The sequence below is a fragment of the Rhodococcus sp. BH4 genome (assembly GCF_002079265.1).
In the GTDB taxonomy this organism is placed as follows: domain Bacteria; phylum Actinomycetota; class Actinomycetes; order Mycobacteriales; family Mycobacteriaceae; genus Rhodococcus_F; species Rhodococcus_F qingshengii.
This window is the reverse complement of record NZ_CP014941.1, coordinates 3,780,387-3,804,177: the sequence shown is the minus strand read 5'-3', so window position 1 is coordinate 3,804,177 and position 23,791 is coordinate 3,780,387. Positions and strand designations below refer to the sequence as shown.

24 protein-coding genes are annotated in these 23,791 nt (G+C 63.3%); 12 read left to right on the top strand and 12 right to left on the bottom strand.

The features are described from left to right. The first annotated feature begins 45 nt into the window (after window positions 1-45). Window positions 46-1,455: an RNB domain-containing ribonuclease gene (locus tag A0W34_RS17450; RefSeq protein ID WP_081558004.1), complete on the top strand. Its 1,410-nt coding sequence runs from the start codon at window positions 46-48 to the stop codon at window positions 1,453-1,455. Window positions 1,456-1,459: 4 nt separating this feature from the next. On the opposite strand, the gene pip is transcribed toward A0W34_RS17450, so the two are convergent. The 3 genes from pip to panB are packed head-to-tail and all read right to left on the bottom strand — an operon-like array spanning window position 1,460 to window position 3,810. Then, a complete protein-coding gene (gene pip / locus A0W34_RS17445) occupies window positions 1,460-2,452 on the bottom strand; it encodes a prolyl aminopeptidase (RefSeq protein ID WP_081558003.1) in 993 nt (330 codons plus the stop codon). Then, complete coding sequence (locus A0W34_RS17440; RefSeq protein WP_063316287.1) at window positions 2,452-2,889, bottom strand: hypothetical protein; 438 nt, start codon at window positions 2,887-2,889, stop codon at window positions 2,452-2,454. The genes pip and A0W34_RS17440 overlap by 1 nt, the downstream gene beginning before the upstream one ends. A gap of 51 nt (window positions 2,890-2,940) precedes the next feature. Further along, window positions 2,941-3,810, bottom strand: coding sequence for a 3-methyl-2-oxobutanoate hydroxymethyltransferase (gene panB / locus A0W34_RS17435; RefSeq protein ID WP_007735454.1), 870 nt, complete (start codon window positions 3,808-3,810; stop codon window positions 2,941-2,943). 207 nt (window positions 3,811-4,017) lie between these two features. Between panB and A0W34_RS17430 the strand changes: the two genes are divergently transcribed. The 3 genes from A0W34_RS17430 to A0W34_RS17420 all read left to right on the top strand — a co-directional run bounded on the left by A0W34_RS17430 (window position 4,018) and on the right by A0W34_RS17420 (window position 10,048). After that, window positions 4,018-5,589 (top strand): alpha/beta hydrolase, encoded by a 1,572-nt coding sequence (locus A0W34_RS17430; protein ID WP_081558001.1) that lies wholly within the window; start codon window positions 4,018-4,020, stop codon window positions 5,587-5,589. Between the two features lie 107 nt (window positions 5,590-5,696). Continuing rightward, a complete protein-coding gene (locus A0W34_RS17425) occupies window positions 5,697-7,037 on the top strand; it encodes a glutamine synthetase family protein (protein ID WP_003941637.1) in 1,341 nt (446 codons plus the stop codon). Beyond that, entirely contained in the window at window positions 7,034-10,048 is a 3,015-nt protein-coding gene (locus tag A0W34_RS17420; RefSeq protein WP_081558000.1) for a bifunctional [glutamine synthetase] adenylyltransferase/[glutamine synthetase]-adenylyl-L-tyrosine phosphorylase, read from the top strand. The genes A0W34_RS17425 and A0W34_RS17420 overlap by 4 nt, the downstream gene beginning before the upstream one ends. A gap of 9 nt (window positions 10,049-10,057) precedes the next feature. On the opposite strand, the gene A0W34_RS17415 is transcribed toward A0W34_RS17420, so the two are convergent. Next, complete coding sequence (locus A0W34_RS17415) at window positions 10,058-10,918, bottom strand: spermidine synthase (RefSeq protein WP_081557999.1); 861 nt, start codon at window positions 10,916-10,918, stop codon at window positions 10,058-10,060. A gap of 166 nt (window positions 10,919-11,084) precedes the next feature. On the opposite strand from A0W34_RS17415, the gene A0W34_RS17410 reads away from it, so the two are divergent. From A0W34_RS17410 to A0W34_RS17395, 4 genes are all read left to right on the top strand, one after another. Beyond that, complete coding sequence (locus A0W34_RS17410) at window positions 11,085-12,212, top strand: NDMA-dependent alcohol dehydrogenase (RefSeq protein WP_003941634.1); 1,128 nt, start codon at window positions 11,085-11,087, stop codon at window positions 12,210-12,212. Window positions 12,213-12,400: 188 nt separating this feature from the next. Continuing rightward, on the top strand, window positions 12,401-13,222 hold the full coding sequence (locus tag A0W34_RS17405) for an alpha/beta fold hydrolase (protein ID WP_003941629.1): 822 nt from the start codon (window positions 12,401-12,403) through the stop codon (window positions 13,220-13,222). Window positions 13,223-13,281: 59 nt separating this feature from the next. Then, window positions 13,282-14,313 carry a cupin domain-containing protein gene (locus tag A0W34_RS17400; RefSeq protein WP_064074741.1) on the top strand — a complete coding sequence of 344 codons (1,032 nt, stop codon included), beginning with the start codon at window positions 13,282-13,284 and terminating at the stop codon, window positions 14,311-14,313. An 18-nt stretch (window positions 14,314-14,331) separates the two neighbouring features. Beyond that, window positions 14,332-14,853 (top strand): hypothetical protein, encoded by a 522-nt coding sequence (locus A0W34_RS17395; RefSeq protein ID WP_081557998.1) that lies wholly within the window; start codon window positions 14,332-14,334, stop codon window positions 14,851-14,853. A 48-nt stretch (window positions 14,854-14,901) separates the two neighbouring features. Here the strand turns inward: A0W34_RS17395 and A0W34_RS17390 are convergent, their stop codons facing one another. Next, window positions 14,902-15,588: a GntR family transcriptional regulator gene (locus A0W34_RS17390; protein ID WP_003941581.1), complete on the bottom strand. Its 687-nt coding sequence runs from the start codon at window positions 15,586-15,588 to the stop codon at window positions 14,902-14,904. Between the two features lie 128 nt (window positions 15,589-15,716). On the opposite strand from A0W34_RS17390, the gene A0W34_RS17385 reads away from it, so the two are divergent. The 3 genes from A0W34_RS17385 to A0W34_RS17375 are packed head-to-tail and all read left to right on the top strand — an operon-like array spanning window position 15,717 to window position 18,635. Continuing rightward, a complete protein-coding gene (locus A0W34_RS17385; protein ID WP_081557997.1) occupies window positions 15,717-16,637 on the top strand; it encodes a sulfurtransferase in 921 nt (306 codons plus the stop codon). Window positions 16,638-16,680: 43 nt separating this feature from the next. After that, the gene (gene thiM / locus A0W34_RS17380; RefSeq protein ID WP_081557996.1) at window positions 16,681-17,526 is read left to right on the top strand and encodes a hydroxyethylthiazole kinase; all 846 of its coding nucleotides are present in this window, start codon (window positions 16,681-16,683) and stop codon (window positions 17,524-17,526) included. After that, complete coding sequence (locus tag A0W34_RS17375; RefSeq protein WP_081557995.1) at window positions 17,526-18,635, top strand: LLM class flavin-dependent oxidoreductase; 1,110 nt, start codon at window positions 17,526-17,528, stop codon at window positions 18,633-18,635. Before thiM ends, A0W34_RS17375 begins: the two co-directional genes overlap by 1 nt. Here A0W34_RS17375 and A0W34_RS17370 read toward each other — a convergent pair. Beyond that, window positions 18,628-18,978 carry an inorganic pyrophosphatase gene (locus A0W34_RS17370; RefSeq protein ID WP_047270827.1) on the bottom strand — a complete coding sequence of 117 codons (351 nt, stop codon included), beginning with the start codon at window positions 18,976-18,978 and terminating at the stop codon, window positions 18,628-18,630. The genes A0W34_RS17375 and A0W34_RS17370 overlap by 8 nt on opposite strands. A 2-nt stretch (window positions 18,979-18,980) precedes the next feature. Then, window positions 18,981-19,760, bottom strand: coding sequence for a helix-turn-helix domain-containing protein (locus A0W34_RS17365; RefSeq protein ID WP_232329874.1), 780 nt, complete (start codon window positions 19,758-19,760; stop codon window positions 18,981-18,983). A 56-nt stretch (window positions 19,761-19,816) separates the two neighbouring features. Between A0W34_RS17365 and A0W34_RS17360 the strand changes: the two genes are divergently transcribed. After that, a complete protein-coding gene (locus A0W34_RS17360) occupies window positions 19,817-20,209 on the top strand; it encodes a VOC family protein (RefSeq protein ID WP_047270830.1) in 393 nt (130 codons plus the stop codon). A gap of 72 nt (window positions 20,210-20,281) precedes the next feature. Here the strand turns inward: A0W34_RS17360 and A0W34_RS17355 are convergent, their stop codons facing one another. From A0W34_RS17355 to A0W34_RS17335, 5 genes are all read right to left on the bottom strand, one after another. Then, complete coding sequence (locus A0W34_RS17355; RefSeq protein ID WP_172827113.1) at window positions 20,282-21,325, bottom strand: alpha/beta hydrolase; 1,044 nt, start codon at window positions 21,323-21,325, stop codon at window positions 20,282-20,284. Between the two features lie 151 nt (window positions 21,326-21,476). Further along, window positions 21,477-21,815 (bottom strand): DUF3349 domain-containing protein, encoded by a 339-nt coding sequence (locus A0W34_RS17350; RefSeq protein WP_007735437.1) that lies wholly within the window; start codon window positions 21,813-21,815, stop codon window positions 21,477-21,479. An 11-nt stretch (window positions 21,816-21,826) separates the two neighbouring features. After that, complete coding sequence (locus A0W34_RS17345; RefSeq protein WP_003941653.1) at window positions 21,827-22,153, bottom strand: DUF3349 domain-containing protein; 327 nt, start codon at window positions 22,151-22,153, stop codon at window positions 21,827-21,829. A gap of 34 nt (window positions 22,154-22,187) precedes the next feature. Further along, window positions 22,188-22,469 carry a hypothetical protein gene (locus A0W34_RS17340; RefSeq protein WP_003941641.1) on the bottom strand — a complete coding sequence of 94 codons (282 nt, stop codon included), beginning with the start codon at window positions 22,467-22,469 and terminating at the stop codon, window positions 22,188-22,190. Window positions 22,470-22,483: 14 nt separating this feature from the next. Next, window positions 22,484-23,671, bottom strand: coding sequence for an inorganic phosphate transporter (locus tag A0W34_RS17335; RefSeq protein ID WP_007735433.1), 1,188 nt, complete (start codon window positions 23,669-23,671; stop codon window positions 22,484-22,486). Between the last annotated feature and the right edge of the window lie 120 nt (window positions 23,672-23,791).

Here is a 23,791-nt window from a genome sequence, read left to right as displayed (position 1 = left end):
ACACCGGCCCGAACCGATCATGGAGGATGCGTGCCCGCAAGTCGAATGATGGTGCAGGGAATCGACTTCGGAGTGGTTCGGGCGGAGTTCGACTTGCCAGGAGCATTCTCGGCTGCGGCGCAGGCCGAGGCCGAGAATGCCGTGGATCGTTTCGGTGCCGGGCGTGTCGACGAAACGGGTATCGCCTTCGTGACCATCGACCCTCCCGGATCGATGGACCTCGACCAGGCAGTGCACATCGAGAAGATCTCGACCGGGTACGTCGTGCACTACGCGATCGCCGACGTCGCGGCGGTGGTGACGCCGGGTGGCGCTCTCGACATCGAAACCCGCAAGCGGGGCCAAACCTTCTATCTCCCGGACGGTTCCGTCCCGCTGCATCCCCGAGCGTTGTCGGAGGGATCGGCGAGTCTGCTGCCGGACGTGGTTCGTCCCGCCGCGCTGTGGCGGATCGAACTCGACGCGCAGGCCGAGCCGACGTCGTGGCAGGTGAGACGCGCTCTGGTGAAATCCGTGGCACGTCTGGACTATTCGACCGTGCAGCGCGATGCCGACGCGGGAACCTTGCATCCGTCCATCGCCGCACTACCGGAGTTCGGACGATTGCGCAGTGCCTCGGCGGTTGCCAGGGGCGCCATCGAGCTGAAACTGCCCGAGCAGTCAGTGGTTCGGGATCAGCCGGAGGACGAGTCCTCGGCTCGCTGGCGGATCGAACTGGAGCCACGCACCGAAGCGGACGACTGGAACGCAGAAGTGTCGCTGCTGACCGGGATGTGTGCCGGCCGCATGATGATCGACGCAGGTATCGGGTTGCTTCGCACGCTGCCGCCGGCCGAGGAGTCCGCGGTTCGGACCTTGCGGAGAACTGCAGTGGCGCTGGGTATCACGTGGCCGGAGGGGCAAAGCGTCGGGCAGATTCTTGCCGGACTCGATTCCAACGAGCCGTCGACTATGGCGCTGATGTCGGTTGCGCCGTCGTTGCTGCGCGGGGCAGACTACGCGGCCTTCGACGGCCGACTACCGGAGTTGACGGTGCATGCGGGGATCGGAGCGCCCTACGCTCACGTGACTGCTCCGCTGCGCCGGCTGTCCGATCGTTTCAGCACCGAGGTGTGTCTGGCGATCACAGCTGGTACGCCGGTACCGGAATGGGCGCGCACTGCACTTCCCGAGCTGCCCGACATCATGAGTGGGTCCGACTCGCTGGCGAACAAGGTCGACCGTGCGTGCATCGATCTGACCGAGTCCACGCTGCTCGACGGCCGGGTCGGCGAGGTCTTCGACGCAGTGGTGATGCGCGCCAAGGACGGAAAGCGCTCGGCGGAAGTGTTTGTCCCGTCGGTCGCCGTGATTGCGAAATGCGTCGGAACGCCCGACGACGGTGAGCGCGCAAAGGTGCGACTCACCGCCGTCGACACCGTCAAACGGACGGTGGAGTTCACGTTCCCGGCGTAGCGAGCTACCGGTAAGAATCGGTGGCTTCCACCAAGTGATGTGCGATGCCGGGCTCCATCGCGGAGTGTCCGGCGTCGTCGACGATCACGAGCTTGGATTCGGGCCACGCCTTGTGCAGCGCCCACGCGCTGGTGGCGGGGCAGACGACGTCGTAGCGGCCCTGGACGATCGTCCCCGGAATGCCGTGCAGTGCGGAGCTTTCGCGTAGGAGTTGACCCTCGTCGAAGAATCCGCCGTTGACAAAGTAGTGGTTCTCGATACGAGCGAAGGCCAAGGCGAACCTGGTCTCGGAGTTCTGTTCGATCTTGTCCGCCTGTGGGTACAGGTAGCTCGTCGATCCTTCCCAGGCCGACCAGGCGATCGCTGCCCGGGCTGCGACGGCGGGGTCTTCGGAATGGAGCAGTTGGTGATAGACCGCGACGAGGTCTTCGCCGCGCTGCGCCTCGGGTACCGGTTCGAGGAATTTGTCCCAGCGCTCCGGGAAGATGTTTCCCGCGCCGCCGTTGTAGTACCAGTCGATCTCACTGCGACGCAGGAGGAAGATCCCGCGCAGGACCAGCTCAGTGACGCGCGTGGGAAACGTTTCGGCGTAGGCGATGGACAGCGTGGAACCCCAGGACCCGCCGAAAACCATCCACTTGTCGATCGAAAGATGTTCACGCAGGGCTTCGATGTCGGCCAGCAGCGTGTCCGTCGTGTTCACCGACAGGTCGGCGCCGTCGGCAACGTGAGGGGTGGACCGCCCGCAGCCGCGCTGGTCGAGTAGAACGATGCGGTATGCGGCCGGATCGAAGAACTGGCGTACCGCCGGTTGCGCACCACCGCCGGGGCCACCGTGCAGGAACACCACCGGCTTGCCGTCCGGATTTCCGCTGACTTCCCAGTACATGCTCTGGCCGTCACCGACATCGAGGAAGCCGGTGACGAAAGGCTCGATCGGGGGATACAAACTCCGGAGAGCCGACGGCTGCCCTGAAGTGGCTGACGTGTCGGTCATCAGAAGCCCACCAGGCCGGAGGCGAGATCGGGGATCTCGAGTGCGGAAATCGCGCCGCTCCGGACGTCGGGGCACGCGGCTGAGGTTGCCGCGTCGATGCTTTCGCGGTTCTGAGCGAGATCGAGCAGGTTGATGCCGTTCTGCGTCGCCCACGTGATGACGATCGTGTTCAGTCCGCCCTTGCCGAGCGTCGGGGTGACGGTCCGCCAGTTCTGCAGCTGCCCTTCCATATCCGAGCACAACTGCTGGACCTGAGCGTCGGTGAACGTCGAACCGGACGCGGTTGTTGCCGGCGCCGTCGTGGTGGAACTCGCGGGCGTAGTGCTGCTGGGCGCGGGAGAGTTGGTGGACCCTCCCGCGCATCCGCTCAGCACCGTGACGAGAGCTGCCGCACCGACTGCAGCTGCGGCAGTAGAACTTCGACGGTTACCGATCATTGAACGCACCCCTGGCTGGTTGAGAGACAGGCGGCGTTCGCCGGTCTCGGATCAGAAACTGTGTTCTGCGGCCGGGAAAGCGCCAGTGCGAACTTCTGATGCGTAGGCTGCGGCTGCGGAACGCAGTTCGTCACCGACGTTACCGAAACGCTTGACGAACTTGGCGGTCTTACCACTCGTGTAACCCGCCATGTCCTGCCAGACGAGTACCTGAGCGTCGCATTCGGAACCGGCCCCGATGCCGACGGTGGGGATGGTGAGTTTGCGGCTGACCTGGCCCGCAATCTCGGCCGGAACCATTTCCATGACGACGGAGAACGCCCCGGCTTCCTGGACTGCAATGGCGTCCGCCACAAGTTGCTCGGCCGCGTCGCCACGACCCTGGACGCGGAATCCGCCGAGCGAGTTCACGCTCTGCGGGGTGAATCCGACGTGAGCCATGACGGGGATGCCGGCCGAGGTGATAGCCGCGATCTGCTTGCTCATCCGCTCACCGCCCTCGAGTTTGACGGCGTGCGCGAGGCCTTCCTTCATGAACCGTGTGGCAGTCGCCAGGGCCTGCTCGGCGGAACCCTCGTAGGTGCCGAAGGGGAGGTCGGCGACGACGAGTGCGTGCGGCGCGCCGCGAACCACGCCACGCACGAGCGGGAGCAGTTCGTCGACGGTGATCGGCACGGTGGTGTCGTAGCCGTAGACGACGTTGGCGGCAGAGTCGCCGACGAGCAGCACCGGGATGCCTGCGTCTTCGAAGATGCGTGCCGTGGAGTAGTCGTAAGCGGTGAGCATCGACCAGCGTTCGCCGTTCTGCTTCATCTCGGCGAGGTGGTGAATGCGCGTCTTACGCTTCGGTGCATCGGTAGAGCTTGCAGTGGGTACAGAAACTGCACTGGGTACAGAACCGTAGAGAGGTGTTTCGGACATCGTTGTCCCTTTCTGGCCTCGAGGCCCTGAGCGTTGATCGCCTTCGGGTCCCCGGGTGTGGGTGATGACGTGTTCAGTCTGCCACCGGACATCGCCGACACGAATAGTTGACGGGGTGCAATGGGTCACATCACCGCGCGCGTATCAGGTAGGTGCCGAGACGAGGCGAACCGCTGGCTATCGCGGTTTCCTGGCACCATCGATGGCATGTCGAAGTTCGTTCGCCTCTCCGGTGCCCTCGCCGGAAGCGCAGCAGTGCTCGTGTTGGTTGTCGGTTGCACCAGTTCGGAAGGCACGCCCGAATCAGTGGAACCTGCTGGTTCTGCCGCGTCCGCGGTGCCGTCCGGCCTCGAGAAATTCTACGAGCAGACGCTCGACTGGGGTTCGTGCGACCAATTTGTCGAAGAAGGAACTGCGCCGCTGGGGCGTGGGATCGACTGCGCCGAGGTGAGCGTTCCCGTCGACTACGCGAATCCGAACGGCGACACCGCGAAGGTGGTGATCTCGCGTTCGAAGGCAACCGGCGACCGCATCGGCTCACTGTTGCTGAACCCCGGCGGGCCGGGTGGGTCCGGGCTGTCGATGGCGGCCTCGGGTTCGGGCACCGAATTGCAGGAACGTTTCGACATGATCGGCTTCGATCCGCGGGGGATCGGGGCGTCGACCCCGCAGGTTCGGTGTTTGACGCCGGAGGAGACCGACGCGGAGCGTGCGGAGGTCAACGTCGACATGACGCCGGACGGCATCGCTCTCGCCGAGGCGGACAGCAAGGACTACGCCGCCAAGTGCGCTGAGCGGACCGGTACGGAGTTCCTCGCTCATGTCGGTACCTACGAGGTGGTGCGAGATATGGACGTCATTCGGGGCGTTCTCGGCGATCCGAAGATGAACTACCTCGGGTTCTCGTACGGGACCCGGCTCGGATCCACGTACGCGGAAACCTTTCCGCAGAACGTCCGAGCGATGGTCCTCGACGGCGCGCTCGACCCCGAGCAGGATCCGGTCGACGAGGTGGTCTTGCAGGGGCAGGGCTTCCAAGGCGCGTTCGACGCCTTTGTCGCCGACTGTGTCTCGCGAACGGATTGCCCGCTGGGTGATGATCCGGCGCAGGCGCAGGCACGCTTTCAGGCACTCGTCGATCCGTTGATCGAGAAGCCGGCACAGACCACCGATCCGCGAGGGCTGAGTTATTCCGACGCGATCACGGGCGTGCAGCAGGCTCTGTATTCGCCACAGTTGTGGACGCCGTTGCGTGGGGGTCTGTCGAGTCTGGCCGACGGACGCGGCGACTCGCTGCTCAATCTCGCCGACATGTACGAAGGCCGTGAAGACGACGGCAGCTACTCCAACATCAACGACGCGTTCAACGCCATTCGCTGCGTGGACGACCCGGCAACCACCGACCGCGCCGAGGCCGGCGAATCCGACACTCGGTACCGCGAGGCGGCACCGTTCCTCGACGACGGACGGGGGACCGGTCAAGCACCGCTCGACCTGTGCGCGTTCTGGCCCGTTCCGGCAACCGGCAGCCCCCACGCGCTCGACCCCCAGGCGCTCGCTGACGCCGGTCTGCCGCAGCTGCTCGTCGTATCCACGACGCAGGATCCGGCGACCCCGTATCAGGCCGGAGTGGATCTCGCGAAGCAGTTGGGCGCCGCCCTCATCACGTTCGACGGAACCCAGCACACGGTGGTTCTGGACGGAAACTCCTGCGTCGACGATGCCGTCGTCGACTACTTCGTTTACTTGAAGGCTCCGGAAGAAGGTCTCACATGTTAGCCGGCGAGACGCCGTACGCTGCGCCTATTCGATGGTGACCAATCACTCTGTTAACCGGGACCACTGATGTAACACAGATTTAACGTGGCTTGCTTAGTCTCGCGTGCATGGATCGCCAAAAAGAATTCGTGCTTCGTACCCTGGAAGAGCGCGACATTCGGTTTGTCCGCTTGTGGTTCACCGATGTTCTCGGGTACCTCAAATCGGTGGCGATCGCCCCCGCCGAACTCGAAGGTGCCTTCGAGGAGGGAATCGGATTCGACGGTTCCGCCATCGAGGGATTCTCGCGAGTCTCCGAAGCCGACACCGTCGCTCGGCCCGACGCCTCGACATTCCAGATCCTGCCGTGGGCGCACAAGGACGGTGCGCAGCATTCCGCTCGCATGTTCTGCGACATCACGATGCCCGACGGTTCGCCGTCGTGGGCCGATCCGCGCCACGTACTGCGTCGCCAGCTGAGCAAGGCCAGCGACTTGGGCTTCAGCTGCTACGTCCACCCGGAAATCGAGTTCTTCCTTCTGGAGAACGGCCCGATCGACGGCACTCCACCGATCCCGGCCGACTCGGGCGGATACTTCGACCAGGCCGTGCACGATTCGGCTCCGAATTTCCGCCGCCACGCCATCGACGCACTCGAGTCGATGGGCATCTCGGTCGAGTTCAGCCACCACGAGGCCGCGCCGGGTCAGCAGGAGATCGATCTGCGCTACGCCGACGCACTCTCGATGGCCGACAACGTGATGACGTTCCGGTACGTCGTCAAGGAGGTCGCGATCGGTGAAGGCGTCCGGGCGAGCTTCATGCCCAAGCCGTTCAGCGATCAGGCCGGCTCCGCGATGCACACCCACATGAGCCTGTTCGAGGGCGACACCAACGCCTTCCACAATCCGGACGATCCGATGCAGCTCTCCGAGACCGGCAAGGCGTTCATCGCCGGCATCCTCGAGCACGCCAACGAGATCAGTGCGGTCACGAACCAGTGGGTCAATTCGTACAAGCGACTCGTCCACGGGGGAGAGGCACCCACTGCCGCGTCGTGGGGCCCGTCCAACCGATCGGCTCTCATCCGCGTCCCGATGTACACGCCCAACAAGGCGTCGTCACGTCGCGTCGAGATCCGTAGCCCAGACTCGGCTTGCAACCCGTACCTGACTTTCGCGGTCCTGCTTGCTGCCGGTCTTCGCGGCATCGAGAAGGGCTACACCCTGCCGCCCGAGGCAGAAGACGACGTGTGGTCGTTGACCTCCGCCGAGCGTCGCGCCATGGGTTACAAGGAACTGCCGAGCAACTTGGACAGCGCTCTGCGCGAGATGGAGAAGTCGGAACTGGTGGCCGAAGCACTCGGCGAGCACGTCTTCGATTTCTTCCTGCGCAACAAGCGTCGTGAGTGGGAGGAATACCGCAGCCACGTGACGCCGTTCGAGCTCAAGACCTACCTCGGTCTGTGACGGTGAAACCGCCCGCTGCGAGATCAGCAGTTCCAGGACCGGGTCGTCTCGGGCTGGTCGAGCCCACCGCCGCCGACGAGTTGCGTCAGCTCGGTTGGGTCGACGCCGAGAGCATCGAACTCTTGTGGTCGCTTTCGCGTGCCGCGAACGCCGATCTAGCTCTGCGCACTCTTGTGCGGATCAAGGACGGGCTCGGCGACGGGTGGCGTGAACTCGATCAGGCAGTGCGCAAGGACAAGAGCCTGCGCGGCCGTTTGTTCGCGCTGGTGGGTGCATCGTCGGCATTCGGCGATCACCTGGCCGCGGATCCGATCGGCTGGAAACTTCTCGACGGCACAGCTCTGCCGACCAAAGACGAGGCGACTGCGGCCTTGCTCAAGGCCGTGGGTGCCACGCTCGACGAGGGTGCCACCGAAGGCTCACTGACCTACCGCGCCACCGTGACCGGACCGGAAGCTGTTGTTGCTCTGCGTAAGAGCTACAAGGATCAGCTGATGCTTGTGGCCGCGGCTGATCTTGCGGCGACCGTCGAGAACGAACCGGTGGTGCCGTATCAGACTGTGGGGCATCAGCTTTCCGACCTGGCTGACGCTGCGCTGACCGCTGCACTCGCGGTAGCCATCGCAACGGTGTGCCCTGAGGGCAGTTGTCCGATCCGGCTCGCAGTCATCGCCATGGGCAAATGTGGTGCGCGCGAACTGAACTACGTCTCCGACGTCGACGTCGTGTTCGTCGCCGAACCGGCCGACGCGACGGCCAGTCGCGTTGCCGGTGAGATGATGCGTATCGGAACCTCCGCATTCTTCGAGGTCGATGCTGCGCTGCGTCCCGAAGGTAAGCGCGGAGAACTGGTTCGCTCGCTCGAATCCCACATCACGTACTACAAGCGTTGGGCCAAGACCTGGGAGTTCCAGGCGCTGCTCAAGGCTCGTCCGATGACGGGCGACATGGAGCTCGGTCGCCAGTACTCCGAGGCGATGAGCCCGATGGTGTGGATCGCCTCCGAGCGCGAGGACTTCGTCCCCGAAGTTCAAGCCATGCGTCGACGCGTCGAGGAAATGGTTCCCCCCGAACTGCGTGAGCGCGAACTCAAACTCGGCCGCGGAAGTTTGCGCGACGTCGAATTCGCCGTCCAACTCCTGCAATTGGTGCACGGGCGCGCTGACAGTTCGTTGCATGTCCAGAGCACCGTCGATGCACTGACTGCATTGGCGGCGGGTGGATACGTCGGCCGCGACGACGCCGCCAACCTGACTGCGTCGTACGAATTCCTGCGTCTGCTCGAGCACCGTCTGCAGTTACAGAAGCTCAAGCGCACACACACCCTGCCGCCGCCGGACGACGAGGAAGCGCTGCGTTGGCTGGCCCGCGCCGCGCACATGCGACCCGACGGTCGTCTGGATTCCCTGGGAGTCCTGCGCGCCGAGATCAAGCGGAATTCGCATCGGATTCGCCGCCTGCACGCCAAGTTGTTCTACCGCCCGCTTCTCGAATCGGTGGCGCGGATGGACAAGGAAGCACTGGTCCTGGGGCCAGAAGCCGCGGTTCGCCAGTTGGCCGCTCTCGGTTACACGGCACCCGAGCATGCTCTCGGGCATCTGACTGCACTGACGAGTGGCGCTTCACGCAAGGGTCGCATTCAAGCGCTCCTGTTGCCGACTCTGCTCGAATCACTCGCGGACACACCGGATCCCGATGCCGGTCTGCTCGCCTACCGCAGGCTCTCGGACGCGCTCGTCGACCAGACGTGGTTCCTGCGCCTGCTCCGCGACGAGGCTGCGGTGGCCGAGCGTCTGATGACCGTGCTGGGCTCGTCGGCGTACCTACCCGACCTGCTCATCAAGGCTCCCGACGTGATTCGCTTGTTCGCGGATTCGCCGAGTGGACCGCGCCTGGTCGAGCCGAAGCCCGAGGACGTCGCTCGCGGAATACTCACCGCCTCCGGCCGACACAGTGATCCCAATCGTGCTGTTGCCGCGGCCCGCTCGCTGCGGCGACACGAACTTGCGCGCATCGCTTCGGCCGACATCCTCGGCATGCTCGATGTTCCTGCAGTCTGCAAGGCGCTGTCCTCGGTGTGGGCCGCGGTGCTCAATGCATCGCTCTCCGCGGTGATCAAGGCCAGCGTCACCGAACTCGGGACCGAGGCGCCGGCCAGTTTCTCCGTCATCGGCATGGGCCGACTCGGCGGCGGCGAACTCGGCTATGGATCCGATGCGGACGTGCTGTTCGTGTGCGAACCCCGCGAGGGCGTCGACGAGACCGTTGCGGTCAAGTGGGCCAACAGCATTGCCGACAAGGTGCGCAAGCTTCTCGGGGCACCGAGCACGGATCCTCCGCTCGAAGTCGACACCGGATTGCGTCCGGAAGGCCGCAACGGGCCGATGGTTCGCACGCTCGAGTCGTACGACGCGTACTACGCGAAGTGGGCTCAGGCGTGGGAGATTCAAGCGCTGCTTCGTGCGCACCCGGTTGCCGGTGATCCTGAACTGGGACTGCGGTTCCTGCACATGATCGACAAGACGCGCTACCCCGAAGGCGGCGTCAGTGACGCGGCGGTGCGCGAGATCCGGCGCATCAAGGCGCGAGTCGATTCCGAAAGGCTTCCTCGCGGAGCCGATCCGGCGACGCACACGAAACTGGGTCGCGGCGGCTTGGCCGACATCGAGTGGACTGTGCAATTGCTGCAGCTGCGCCACGCGGACAAGATCGAGTCGCTGCACAACACGTCGACGCTCGAGACTCTCGACGCCATCGGCGCCGCGGAACTGCTCAGCGAAGGTGACGTCGAACTGCTGCGTGACGCCTGGATCACCGCGACGAAGGCACGCAACTGCCTCGTTCTGGTGCGGGGCAAGCCGACAGATCAGCTTCCCGGCCCTGGCCGTGTCCTCGCGGCGGTGGCGCAGGTCGCTGGATACGGCGACGACGCAGGGGAGTTCCTCGACAACTACCTGCGCATCACGCGTCGGGCAAAAGCTGTGGTGGAGAGGGTCTTCGGCGGCGAGTAGCGCTCTCGGTCAGTCCTGCCGAATCGCCGCATTCGCGGCGAACTTGCGGACTTCGGCGTTCTGCCACACGTGGGCGGGAACGCCGCCGCCGAGTAGCTCGCGTGCGAGCGCAGGTTGCCCGCCGATCGGTACGTCGCTGCCGGCGATGATCATGTTGCCGTAGCGGCGGCCCTTGAGCATCGCGGGATCGGCGATGATCGCCATGTGTTCGAACTGTGCGCCGATGGTTGCGGCCTCGCTGCGCGCGCCCTGGAGATCCGGGGTGTCGCCGCAGTTGACGATGTAGATGCCGCCCGGTGCGAGCACGCGTCGTACGTGGGTGGTGAATTGCGCCGTCGTCAGTGGTGTCGGAGTTGTGCTGCCGGCGAAGACATCTCGAATCACGATGTCCCGGGTGGACTCGGTGAGAGTTTCGGTGACGGCGCGGGCTTCTCCGACGCGGATGCGCAGAAGAGGCGCGCGCGGGAGGTCGAACCAATCGCGTACGAGTTCCGCCAGAGCACCGTCGATTTCGACCACCACTTGACGCGCGTCAGGGTACGTGGCGGCGAAGTATCTGGCCATGGAGCAGGCGCCACCGCCGAGATGAAGCACCCGCAGGCGCTCGGCCTTGTCACGTTCGGAATCGACCAGATGCGCGATCCACCGCATGTACTCGAAATCGAGCACCGTGGGATCCGCGACGTTCACGTGGGAACTGGGCACTCCGTTGATCTGGATGATCCAACTGTCATCGGAGTACTGATCGCGGACAAGCTCGCACGTCCCGGTATCGATCGGAAAAGTGCCGGCGACGGGACCGGACTCGCCTCGCTCGGGAGTACTGCTGCGAGTTCTGGTCTTGCGAGTTCCCTTGGCCACTGTGTCCATGTTAGCCGTGCGCCTTTCTGGTAGAGGCGGCTACCAAAAAGGCACACGGACCGACGGTATTCTCGGGCTACTTCAGGCACACTCGTACATGGAGTGTGATCGGCGACACAAATGCCGGCGCGTTCTTTCGTCGTCCGTGCATCACGAAGAATTTCGAGGAGTGCAGGTGAAGGTCAAGGCAGCGGTAGTCAAGGCGCCAGGTCAGGCGTGGGAGATCGAAGAGGTCGAGCTGGGGGACCCGGTCTCGGGTGAGGTGCAGGTCCGACTCGCCGCATCGGGGCTGTGCCATTCGGACGAACATTTGCGTACGGGCGCCAGCCCGCTGCCCTTCTACCCGGCCCTGGGCGGGCACGAAGGAGCCGGAGTGGTGACGAAGGTCGGACCGGGTGTCGCGAGCGTCGAAGAAGGCGACCACGTGGTTCTCGCCTTCATCCCGGCGTGCGGACGTTGTCCGTCCTGTGCGAAGGGTCTGCAGAACATCTGCGACGAAGGAGCCGGCCTGTTGACCGGGCAGGCGATCTCCGACAAGACGTACCGCGTCACCCTCGACGACGAGCCGGTCATCCAGATGTGCCTGCTCGGAACATTTTCGCCGTACGTGACCGTCAACGAGGCGTCGGTGATCAAGATCGAGAAGGACATCCCGCTCGACAAGGCGGCCTTGCTCGGCTGCGGTGTTGCCACCGGTTGGGGATCGGCCACCGCGATCGGTGGAGCCAAGGTCGGCGACACGGTGGTGGTCGTCGGCGTCGGCGGCGTCGGAATCAACTCGGTGCAGGGTGCGGCGTCCGCCGGAGCACGATTTGTGATCGCGATCGATCCCGTCGAGTTCAAGCGCGACAAGGCAAAGGAATTCGGCGCCACACACACTTTTGCCTCCCTCGAGGAAGCGCTACCGGTGATCGGCGAGATCACCTGGGGCAAGATGGCCGACGTCACCGTGATCACCGTGGGCGAGATTCACGGCGACATCATTCAGCCCGCGCTCAGCGCGACGGGCAAGGGTGGCCAGGTCGTGGTCGTCGGAATGGGGCATTACGCGGATTCGCAGGTGACGCTCAGCCTCTTCGAGCTGACCCTTCTGCAGAAGCGTTTGCAGGGAGCCATCTTCGGCGGGGTAGGGCCACGGTCCCAGATTCCCAAGTTGCTCGATCACTACCGAAGCGGCGCACTCAAACTCGACGAGTTGGTGACCAAGACTTACAAGCTCGAGGAGATCAACGAGGGGTACGCCGACATGCTCGAAGGAAAGAATCTGCGCGGGATGATCGTCTACACGGAGGATGATTACTGATCATTTCCCTTTGACTGAAGGCTCCGGCCCGGCACCACGCTTCGTGGTGTCGGGCCGGAGTCTTCTGCCCCCACGCACATTTCTGTCGATCGATGAGTCGACTGCCCCCGTAGTGGGCACTCGCAGAGTGAGGAAACCGGGCACCGTGTCCGGATCTCAGTCCACGACTCGACAGAGAAGAGCAGAGCATGCCCTACATCACCACCTCCGACGGAACCGAGATCTACTACACCGAGCACGGCGTCGGTCGGCCGATCGTCCTCAGCCACGGGTGGCCGCTGAGTTCTGACGCGTGGCAGGTCGAGATGAAGTTGTTCGCCGACGCCGGATACCGGACCATCGCGCACGATCGTCGAGGACACGGTCGCTCGTCGAAGACGTACACCGGCAACGACATGGATACATATGCCAAGGACCTGGCTGAGCTGATCGACACACTCGACCTGAAAGACCTGGTCCTGGTTGGCCATTCGACCGGCGGCGGGGAAGTGGTCCGGTACGCGGCGCAGCACGGCAAAGGGCGCGTGGCCAAGGTGATCACCGCCGGCGCCGTACCGCCGATCATGGTCAAGTCGGACGGCAACCCCGAAGGCACACCGATCGAGGTCTTCGACGGCATCCGTGAGGGAGTTCTGCGAGACCGATCGCAGTTCTACAAGGATCTCAGCGAGAGCTTTTACGGCGCGAACCGCGAAGGTGCCGACGTCTCGCAAGGGGCGAAGGACGACTTCTGGCGGCAAGGTATGTTGGTCAATCTCGCCGCGGCCTACGACTGCGTCAAGGCATTCTCGGAGACGGACCAGACCTCCGATCTCGAAGCCATCGACGTTCCGTTCCTCATCGCTCAGGGCGACGACGATCAGATCGTGCCGATCGGCGCAGCGGCCGAGAAGGCGATCAAGCTGGTGAAGAAGGGCACGCTGAAGGTGTATCCGGGCGCACCTCACGGCATCTACGGCTCATATCAGAAGACACTGGACCAGGACATTCTCGCGTTCATCGAGGACTGACGTCAGCGAGGCGGAAGGACCGGAGTCGAAAGGACCAGAGTGGGAAGGATAAAATTGCCATGTCTACACACGTTGCCTCACTATGCAATGGCCCCAGTGTCTTCGAGAACGAACTTGGGTCGATCTCGCAACTCGACACGAGTTCGTTGCCGATCCTGTCCGGTCTGTCGATCAAACGAATTGTTCTCGGTCCCGGCGCGATCCGTGAACCACAATGGAACGTCAACGCGAACCAGATCGCCTACGTCACCAGCGGAACCGTGCTCGTCTCGATGCTGGGCAATGCTGACGAGTTCGCCAGCTTCGTGGTGCGAGCGGGGCAGATGTATCACGTCGAATCCGGCGCGATTTATCACATCGAGAATGTCGGAGAGGAGGAGGCGGAGATCATCGCCGCCCTGCGAACTTCTCTCCCGCAGCACTTTTCGTTGCAGAGTAGCGTCAGCGCAATGTCGAACGCGGTGCTCGGCAACACGTACGATCTCGCCGCATCGGCCTTCGACGTCTTCGGTAGAGCCGATGCGTCCCAGATAGTTCGGCGGGACGGCGCCGCCGTCGTTCCCGATACCGCCGGCCTTCCCAACGCGCATCTCTTCGATCTCGAAGGCCAGATCGCGCCTCTCGCATATCCGTACGGACAGGCGAAAGTGGCGCGCAAGCAGTATTGGGCGGCGCTGGAGGATCTTTCGATGTACTCGTTGACTATTCGCGAGAGTGGGATGCGTGAGCCACACTGGCATCCCGTCACTGCCGAAATGGGATACGTGCATCGTGGTCACGGGCGGATGACGGTCCTCGATCCGGACGGTTCGCTCGACACCTACCTACTGGAGCCTGGTCAGGTGTATTTCGTTCCGCGTGCCTATCCCCATCACATCGAGGTTCTAGGTGACGAGGACATCAACTTCCTCATCTTCTTCGACCAGCCGACGCCGGGCGACATAGGCTACCGTGCAACGGCTTCCGCGTTCTCACGCGGCGTTCTCTCGGCCTCGTTCGGTGTTCCGGAACGGGAGCTGCCGCACTTTCCCTTCACCCCGATCGATCCGCTCATCGTCTCGCGGATCAATCCGATCGACCGCCAGCACTGACCGGCAAGGACGCCCATCATGACCACCACGCTCACCGTGACCGATCACGGGACGACGCTCGACTTCACGTACGAGGACGCCCTCCGCTATCACGGTCCGCAGGCCCCGGGTGGCGTGGCGCATGCCTACAAGGTTCTCGAGCGCGCTCTCGGTGTGCTCGGCGGGGAAGGCTCCGTCGAGCGTCGCGAGTTGGTCGTCACCACTGCACACGGCGGACCAGGAGTGCGCGATGCGTTCGAGCTGGTCACGCGCGCAGTGGCCGAGGGGCGGTACACCGTTGACAGTTCCCTGGCCCGGCCAGAACGAGGAAATACGCTCGCACTGTATGTCTTTCGGGTCGGCTATCGCGGCGCGAGCGCCACGCTGACTGTTCGGGAGGGATTTGTCGTCGACGAGTTGATCACTCTCTCCCGCAAGACTGACCGGACAGTCGAAGACGAGTCACGGCTGACAGTGCTCAAACAGGAGATGGCGGACCGAGTGATGTCGAGCCCGGCCGAGAGCGTGTACGACGTCGAGATCGGCACGCTCCCCGCCTGACTGACGGCGGCGTAGGCGTCAGTGTGCAGAAATCTGGGCTGTCTGAAGTCAGCGGCTGGCGAACATCCTTATTCGTTGGTCGCGGCTGCGCTCGAGATGGTTGCGCATGTGACCACGTGCGGACGATTCGTCCCGGGCGCGGATGGCGTTCAGGATCTCTTGATGCTCCGAATTGAGCAGGTCAGGTTCGCCGTAGTTCGACGGCGGGCCGCTGTCGTAGATTCGCAGTTGGGTGGTGAGGCGGATCAGCAATGAGGTGATCGTGGAATTGTGGGCGGCCTGCCAGAGGGCCTCGTGAAACTTGAAGTTTCCGGCACGAACCTCGGTGCCTTCTGTTGCAGTGCAGCAGAACTCGTGCAATCCGTCCAGGCGGGCAAGGTCGAGATCGCTGTGGCGGAGTGCGGCGGCGCCGGCGGCTTCCGATTCGAGGGCAACCCGCGCTGCGTAGATTTCGATGACGTCTTCGGGAGTGCCGGAGCGGACACGAAAACCGCGGGCGGCTCGTTCGAGTAGACCGTCGTGCGCGAGCCAGTTGAGTGCCTCGCGGATCGGGGTACGCGATGCGCCGTACGATTCGCACAATTGAGTCTCGTGCAGCGGAGAGCCCTGGGGGAACTTGCCGGCCAGGATGTCGGCTCGCAGGCGTAGGTACTGCCGCGAGGTCTGATCGGACCGGCCCAGCGCAGCCTCTGGCACCAGCAGATCGGTGGTGCTCGTATCGGCGTCGAGATCCATGTGTCCTCATTCCTGTGCATGCAAGCAGAGCGCGTTCGATTATGCCATCGGCGACGAGTGAGTACTTGCGTATACGCTAGTACTCATTTAGGTTCGTGCTTGTTCGTTTCCGAGGGAGAGGGTCCGAAGTGGTTGGAGAGACCGCGTCGCCGCTGGTGAGTGCTGCTGAACTCGACGCGATGCTGCGCGAGGGAGGCGTCGCTGTGCTCGACGCGACGGTTCATTTTCCTCCCGCGCGATTTGACGGCGACTATCGCCCGGAGTCCGGGTACGACGGCTGGGTTTCCTCGCACATCCCGGGTTCCCGACACGTCGACCTCATGGACGTCTTTTCCGAAAGGGAAGCGGCGCTGCATTTCACACGCCCGTCAACGGAGCAGTTGATTTCCGATCTCCAATCCAGTGGTATCGAACCGGGTGCGACAATCGTGATCTACGACCAGGGTTCGACCACCTGGGCATCACGGCTCTGGTGGGTGTTTCGCAACGCCGGCATCGAAGCAAGGGTCCTCGACGGTGGCCTCGCCGAATGGACTCGATGCGGCTTCGCCCTCGCGAGCGGCGACGACGTCACCCACACGTCGGCGTCGAAGCGTTGGAGTGTGACGGACCTCGGCCTGTGGGTCGATCTACCTCGCGTTGTCTCACTGTCCTCAGGAGAAGAAGCCGGAACGCTGGTGTGCGCGCTGGCGCCTGAGCAGTACGAGGGAACGGAGAAGACGCGATATTCGCGACGCGGACATATTCCGTCAAGTGTGAATCTGTCTGCGAAGGGTCTTCTCGACGCCGATGCCCGGATGCTTCCGGCGGACGATGTTCGGTCGAAATCTGCTGACGTTCTACCACCCGTCGCTGAACCTGTCGTGATCTATTGCGGCGGTGGAGTTTCGGCGTGCCTGACAGCACTCGCACTGATCCGCGGCGGCTATGAGGACGTCAAGGTCTACGACGGTTCGTTGGAGGAATGGACTGCAGATCCGACTTTGCCGATGGTTGTCGGCGGTGAGCCCGGCGGCGCGCTTGCGGATGTTCGATGTCCGCGGTCCTGAATCGCCGCAGTCCTAAATTACCTCCCGTTCTGAAGGAATTCTCATGTCTGACACTGTCTCTGTCGAAACCGTCGCGTCGGCGATCGACGCACTCCGCGATCAGGTACCGCTCGTCCAGTCGCTGACCAACATCGTTTCTGCGAACTTCTTGACCAATGTTCTGCTCGCTGCCGGCGCAAGCAACGCTCACATCGACAACGTTCACGAAGCCGGTGGGTTCGCTGCCGTCGCCGGGGGAGTGCTCGTCAACCTCGGGACGCCGGACGACGGGACTGCCGAAGCCTTCCTGGTAGCAGCAGAAGCGGCGCGAACTGCGGGTACGCCATGGGTTTTGGATCCCGTCGGTGTCGGTGGACTGCCCTGGCGGAGCGGTATCGCTGTGGACTTGTTGTGCTTTCACCCCAACGCCATCCGAGGGAACGCGTCGGAGATCATCGCTCTGGCCGGACTCGGCGGTGACACCCGCGGCGTCGACAGTGCCTCCGATTCCGCCGACGCGGTGCCCGCCGCTCTGTCACTCTTGAAGCATGCGGATGCCGTGTCGGCATCCGGACCGGTCGACTACATCGTCGGCCGCGATGCGGGCGGTGACACCCAGGGCATCCGAGTCTCCGGTGGCAGCGCGCTGTTGCCGCGCGTGACCAGTACCGGTTGCTCTCTGGGCGGTCTTGTCGCCGCATACCTCGCCGTCACGTCGACCGCGCTGGACGGATTGGTTGCCGCGCACACGCATGTTGCCGTGGCATCGGAGATCGCCGAGGAAAATGCCTCGGGCCCCGGTTCTTTCGCGGTCGCATACCTCGACGCGCTCTACAGCGTGAATGCGGACACCATCCGTTCGCGTGCCCGAATCGAATCGTTCGACCTGCCGGCTGGAGTGCAGAACTGATGGGCATCAAGACATTCTGGTATCTCACCCAGGCAGACGGGGACTACCCGTGGAGCCCCGGTGGGCTGTTCCCCGTGGACGGGGCCAGGCAGATCGAGCTCGCGAAGACCATCGACGACGGCGGATTCGAAGGTGCGCTTGTTGCCACCTGGCCGAACGATCCGTTCATCTCGGCGACGTGGGCGGCAGCGCACACCACGCGCATGAAGTTCCTCGTCGCCGTCTACGCGAACATGACGCCGGCGCGACTGCTGGCGGAGAAGGCATTGACTTTCGACGCCTTCAGCGGCGGCCGACTGTTGATCAACTCGGTCAACGGACGCGAGAACATCCTGACCAAGTACGACATGAACGTGCCCCACGACGAGCGTTACGAGTTGGGGGAACAGTACTGGGCGGACTTCCGCCGCATCTACGCCGAAGGCACGGAGTCGAACTTTTCCAACACACCACTGCGTATCGATGCGCCCGCTGGGCATCAGGTTCCGCTGTGGGGTACCGGTGATTCGCCTGCAGGCCTGGCGAATTCAGGCAAGGTGCTCGACACCTACTTGGCGATGCTGCGCGAGACTTCGTTCATCGAAGACAAATTCTCTGCCGCACGGGCGGCGGCGGAGGCAGCCGGGCGCGAGTTCACCGACTTCGGTGCGCTCACCGGTGTGATCGTTCGCCCCACCAAGGCGCAGGCGCACGACCGGTTCCGTTCGTTGTTCGAGAAGACGGGCGTCGAGCAGATCGCTCATGTCTTGGACAACGCAGTGCGTCGTCGTACTCAGGGGAAGCAAGACCTCAAGACCTTCACCGCCCGCGACGCTCAGCGACAGGGTTGGGCGGACAAGATTGCCTCCGGCCGACTTCCGGAACCGGAGGAGTTGTACGTCGGTGACGGGCTGTACGCGGGTATCACGGCGTGGTCACCCCTCGACATCTTCGGCACCGGGTCATCGGCCGTGTACTACGTCGGCGATCCGGATTCGATCACGGACTCGGTACGCACGCTTCGCAGCCGAACCGGTTTGACTGCACTGATCCTGGCAGGTTGGCCTCTGATCGAGGAAGCGAAGTGGGTTGCGGAGCATCTTGTTCCGCGATTCGACGAACTCAGCTGACGGCGCGCCGCAAGACAGTGGCACCCAGACCTAGAACGTCGCGGAGAAATGCTGTGGCAGTGTCGATTTCAGACGCAGTACATTCGAGAAGGATCTTGACTTCCACGTCCTTCTTGACGATGTCGGCAACAACGGCCACGGCGACAACACCGTTGCCGACGGCCGAGCCTCGGAACAGATCGATCCCGTCGCCGTCCGCGCTGACCGTGCCGTCGAGATAGCCGTAGTCGAGCGGATAGATCGCATCGGGGTACCGCGGGTGTGCCGACCCTCGGGGGCGATCGATCACGACAGCTGACGTGGCAGCCAGGTGATCGAGGGCGGCGAACAGTTCTTCACTCATCGTTACCGGTGCTCGCGCAGTAGCTGAGTCGGTGTCAGGCCTGCCAGTGCACGCGTATCGCGTGCGAGGTGGGCTTGGTCGGCGTAGCCGGCGCGACCGGCCAGCGACGACAGCCTGAGATTTGCGCCGCGGCTGAGAGTCAACACGTCCTGCATTCGTTGCACCTTCTGAATCAGTTTGGGGGACAGCCCGACCGCCGATGTGATCGATCGTCTGAAATGACGTTCGGAAACACCGAGGTCTGCAGCAATCTCTCGTATCGGCGTGGAAGGGGAGGAGATGAGCGCGGAGTAACCACGCTCGATTCCGTGGTCGGGTTCCAGTCCGCGCCACAACTGGCCCAGTAGGTGAGCGTCGACTGCCTCGTGGCTCAGGGCGTCGGCAAGTACCCGCGCTTGTCTGGAAGTGAGGATGTCGTCGAAGGCGATCTTCGAATCCTGCACCGCGTCGGCAGCTGTGCCGAGCAGGCTCCGCAGAGCCGGTGGATTGATCCGGATGCCCCACATGGTTGTACCGGCGGCGACCGAAACCAGATCGGCACCGGTGGCAGGTCCGACGAGCCACGACTTTCCGGTGCTGTCGACGATGAAGTCGGCGCAGAGATCGGGAAGAATCCGCTTTGCTTCCGTGGGCGTATGGGCTTCGCTGGTGCTTTTCCACGTGCAACTGAAGAGGCCGGCCGAACCGGTGATCCGAGTCTCGACATAGGTGTGGCCGTTTTGTTCAAGACTCGACGCTACCGTCCGACTACCGTCGAGAGCGAGGGTGTCAGTGCCGGTCATCAGATCATCGTCACACACTCGCCGATCACTTCTCGACCCGAAACAGGAGAAATACCGTGTCCGTCTCTCCGAGACTCGATCTCGTCGGAATCGTCACCAACGATCTCGCGCGTTCCCTCGCGTTCTACCGAACCCTCGGGCTCGACATTCCGGAAACACCCGCTGACGCTCCGCATGTGGAGTTCACTTTCGACCGTGGGCTTCGGCTGGCCTGGGACGCGCTGTCCACCATCGCGAGCTTCGATCCGGACTTCGCTGTCGGGGAAGGTCGACACCCCGTCGCTTTGGCCTTCGATTTCGGGACTCCCGCCGCAGTAGACGAGGCGTATCAGCGCATGACAGCCGACTTCCCCGGGCACAAGGCGCCCTTCGACGCCGTATGGGGGCAGCGTTACGCCGTTCTTCTCGATCCCGACGGCAATACCGTGGATCTCTTTGCCGCGCTCTGAATTCCAACGACGCAGGCCCCGAACGAATATCGGTCGGGGCCTGCGGTTGTCGGTGATCGAGTCGTTGTCAGTTCACCAAGCGTTCAGGGTGTCGAGGATCTGGCCTCGGGCCTTCCACAGTTCTGCACCCCAGTACGGCCACGAATGAGTGCCGTTGGCCGGGAAGCTGTACGTTGCCGGAATTCCCAGGGAGTTCATGCGCAGTTGGAATGCCCGTGAGTTCATCAAGGCAAGGGCCTCGAGCCCGATGGCACTACCGGTATTCACGAAGTCGACGGGCCGACGCGGTTGATCGAACTGCCCGGGCAGGCCGCTCGCAGCGGAGATGTACAGCGAGAGCCCAGCCAGTTCGGGTGCAAACACGAAGGGATCGTTGCGGAGCCAAGCGGGGTTCCACGGCGGTCCCCACATTGCATCGACATTGAAGGACCCGGCGCTGACCATGGCCACCCGGATCGCCTCACGCATGCCTGGAGCTGAGATGTTGAGGTATCCCGAGAGCGAACCGGCGAACTTGAACTGATCGCGGTGGTAGGCGGCTAGCGTCAGTGCCGCGCTGCCACCCATGGACAGTCCGAGCACGCCGTTGTTGGTTCGGGAGACGCCGCGCGATTCCAGATAGGCGGGAAGTTCCTGGGTGAGGAAGGTTTCCCATTTGTACGTGACCGGCTGGCGATTCAAATTGCTGTTCGCATACCAGTCGGAGTAAAAGCTGGACTGCCCGCCGACCGGCATGACCAGCGTGACGTTGTCGCCGCGATACTGCTCGAGAGCGTTGGTCTCGAAACTCCATGCGTTTCGGTCGTCGCGTGCTCGTAGGCCATCGAGAAGATAGAGCGCCGCGTTGCCGCCGCGCGAAGCCCACTGGATCTGAACCTTGATCGGTCCCATCGACGAGTCTACGAACACTTCCTCGTAGCCACCGGCCGGGGCGGTACGCGCGGGCGCTGCGGTCGCTACCGATCCGCTGATCAGGCCTGCGGTCAGGGGGAGTGCGAGTGCTGTCGCTGCGAGGCCCAGGATCCGACGCTTGATTCGTTTCGAAATACGGTTTCTCGAAAGATCCGGGTTCGAAATATCTGGGTTCTTCGCCAAATCTGTGTGAGCCTCGTGCATGTATCACTCCCGCCCCAAAGGTGCTTGCACACCGAAATCCGACCGAGCCCCCCGAGGCGCGGAATTCCTTATGACACTAAGTGGTCTGTATTGACCTCGACGGCACCGTTACCGGTTCGTTATCAAACTGGTCCGATTTACCGTAATGCCGTCAGGCGTCGTCGACCGGAGGTTGTGCCACGATTTGCCAACCTCCACGAATCAGGTGTTCACGTACCCGAGCGACGTCCGATTCGTGCGGAATATCGTCGGTGACCTTGGTGATGAGGACGCCGATGTCGATCGGATCGACCGAACCGGGAAAGTCGATCGGATCGACCGGAAGCGGAAAGCCGGCGACGAGATCGTCAGCAAGAACGGCGATCTCGTCGTCGGACAGTTGTCGCCGGAGCAGGGCCATCAAAGGGACGTAGTCCTGCTCCGGCACACCGTTCGGATACCCGGCACGCAGCCAGCCGAGTATCGAAGCCAGAAGTGGTGGAAGACTCAACGAATCGAGCTTCAGTGGTTGTCGAGATCAGCGAGGGGCCACCCGGCGGCAGCAAGGACGGAGGCAACGCGCGCGATGTCCTCGTCCGAGGGAGTCTGGCTCGTCAGATCGGCGATCTGAGCGCTGATCTCGTCGCTCGAGATCACCTGGTCGCTGTTGACGTCGCTCAGTTCTGCGAGTGCAGCGCCGATGGCAATGTCTCGAATTTGCGCGTCCGAGAGTTTGCGTCGTAGCAATGCGACCAGCGGAATGCGGTCCTTGGGCGGTATGCCTTCGGGGTAGCCGGCGCGAAGCCAGTCAAGAATGGATTGAGGAAGGGATGGAGTCGGTGCAGTCACGGTGATGTCTTTCCGCTCGTGAGGGCGCACGGGATCAGAAGATCTCGATGCCGAATGTGTGGCTGAGGAAGCCCTGCATGATGAAGAGGATTCCGGTGACGATCGCGATGAGCACGACCGCGAAGCACACCACTGCGCCTGCCACGGCCAACGGACTGCGAGCCGCGACGGCAGTGCTCCCGCCGCCACTGCCACGTTGTCCGGCGTCGAGCGACTTCAGGCCGATTGCGAAGATCGCCGGTAGTCCGGCGCCCAGCAGGAGGCCGACCAGTACGACCTGCCAGAGCGAGTCGACGGTGTTTTTCAAGATATCCATGTCGATTCCCTCTTTCAGGCTTTGGCGTCGGTGGTGACGCGGGCGTCCGGACCGGGGACCTCTGCGGGTACCAGGCCGCCGTCCCACTCGGCGTTGACGTTGCTCGGATCGATGGGCTCCTTGCGGGAGCGCAGGTACATCCAGCCGGCCAACGCGATGAGCACGGCGAAGACGACCAGGACACCGGGCAGGCCGCCGACGATGTCGGCCAGTCCCCAGCACAGAGCGCCGACGATTGCAGCGGACGGAAGAGTGATCAACCAGGCGACCGCCATACGTCCGGCTACGCCCCAACGAACTTCGGCGCCCTTGCGTCCCAGACCGGTTCCCATGATGGAACCCGTCGCCACATGGGTGGTGGAGAGCGGAAGGCCGAGGTGGCTGGAGGTGAGAATGATTGCAGCAGAGGATGCTTCGGCTGCCATGCCTTGTGGTGCGGCAATCTCGACAAGTCCCTTGCCGAGAGTGCGGATGACTCGCCAACCGCCGAGGTAGGTTCCGGCAGCGATCGCGAGCGCACAGGTGAGCTTGACCCAGAACGGCATGTCCGCGTCGGCGGAAATGGTTCCGTGGGCGACCAGGGCAAGGAAGATGACGCCCATGGTCTTCTGAGCGTCGTTGGTGCCGTGTGCGAGGGAAACGAGTGAAGCCGAACCGATCTGGCCGAGTCGGAAACCTTTGTCCTTGGTTTCTTCTCCGACGTTGGAGGTGATGCGGTAGATGAGCCAGGTGCCGGCCGCGGCAACCAAGCCGGCCACGACGGGAGCGAGAACTGCGGGGATGACAACCTTGCTGAGGACGCCGCTCCAGGCGACACCGCTCATGCCGAGGGACGCGATGGCGGCGCCGATCAGGCCGCCGAACAGTGCGTGTGAGGAACTCGAGGGGATGCCGAGCAACCACGTTGCCAGGTTCCAGATGATGCCGCCGACAAGGCCGGCGAAGACGATGGTGAGCAGCGCTTGGCCACCCACATTTCCGAGGTTCACCACGCCCTTGGCCACGGTGGCAGCAACCTCTACCGAGAGGAAAGCTCCGACCAGGTTCAAGGAAGCAGACAGAGCGACTGCCACCTTGGGCTTGAGGGCGCCGGTTGCAATCGACGTGGCCATAGCGTTGCCAGTGTCATGAAAACCGTTGGTGAAGTCGAACCCCAGAGCGGTTACGACGACGACGAGGAGAACGATGAGTTCCGCATTCACGAGAAGTCATGTTCCAACACCTCCGGGCCTCAAATCGACCTCAGACGTGGTCGTTCCGCGACATTTCCACCACTCGGCACCTGTTGTTCACCTTCGTCCGGATAATTGTCCGTTTTGAAA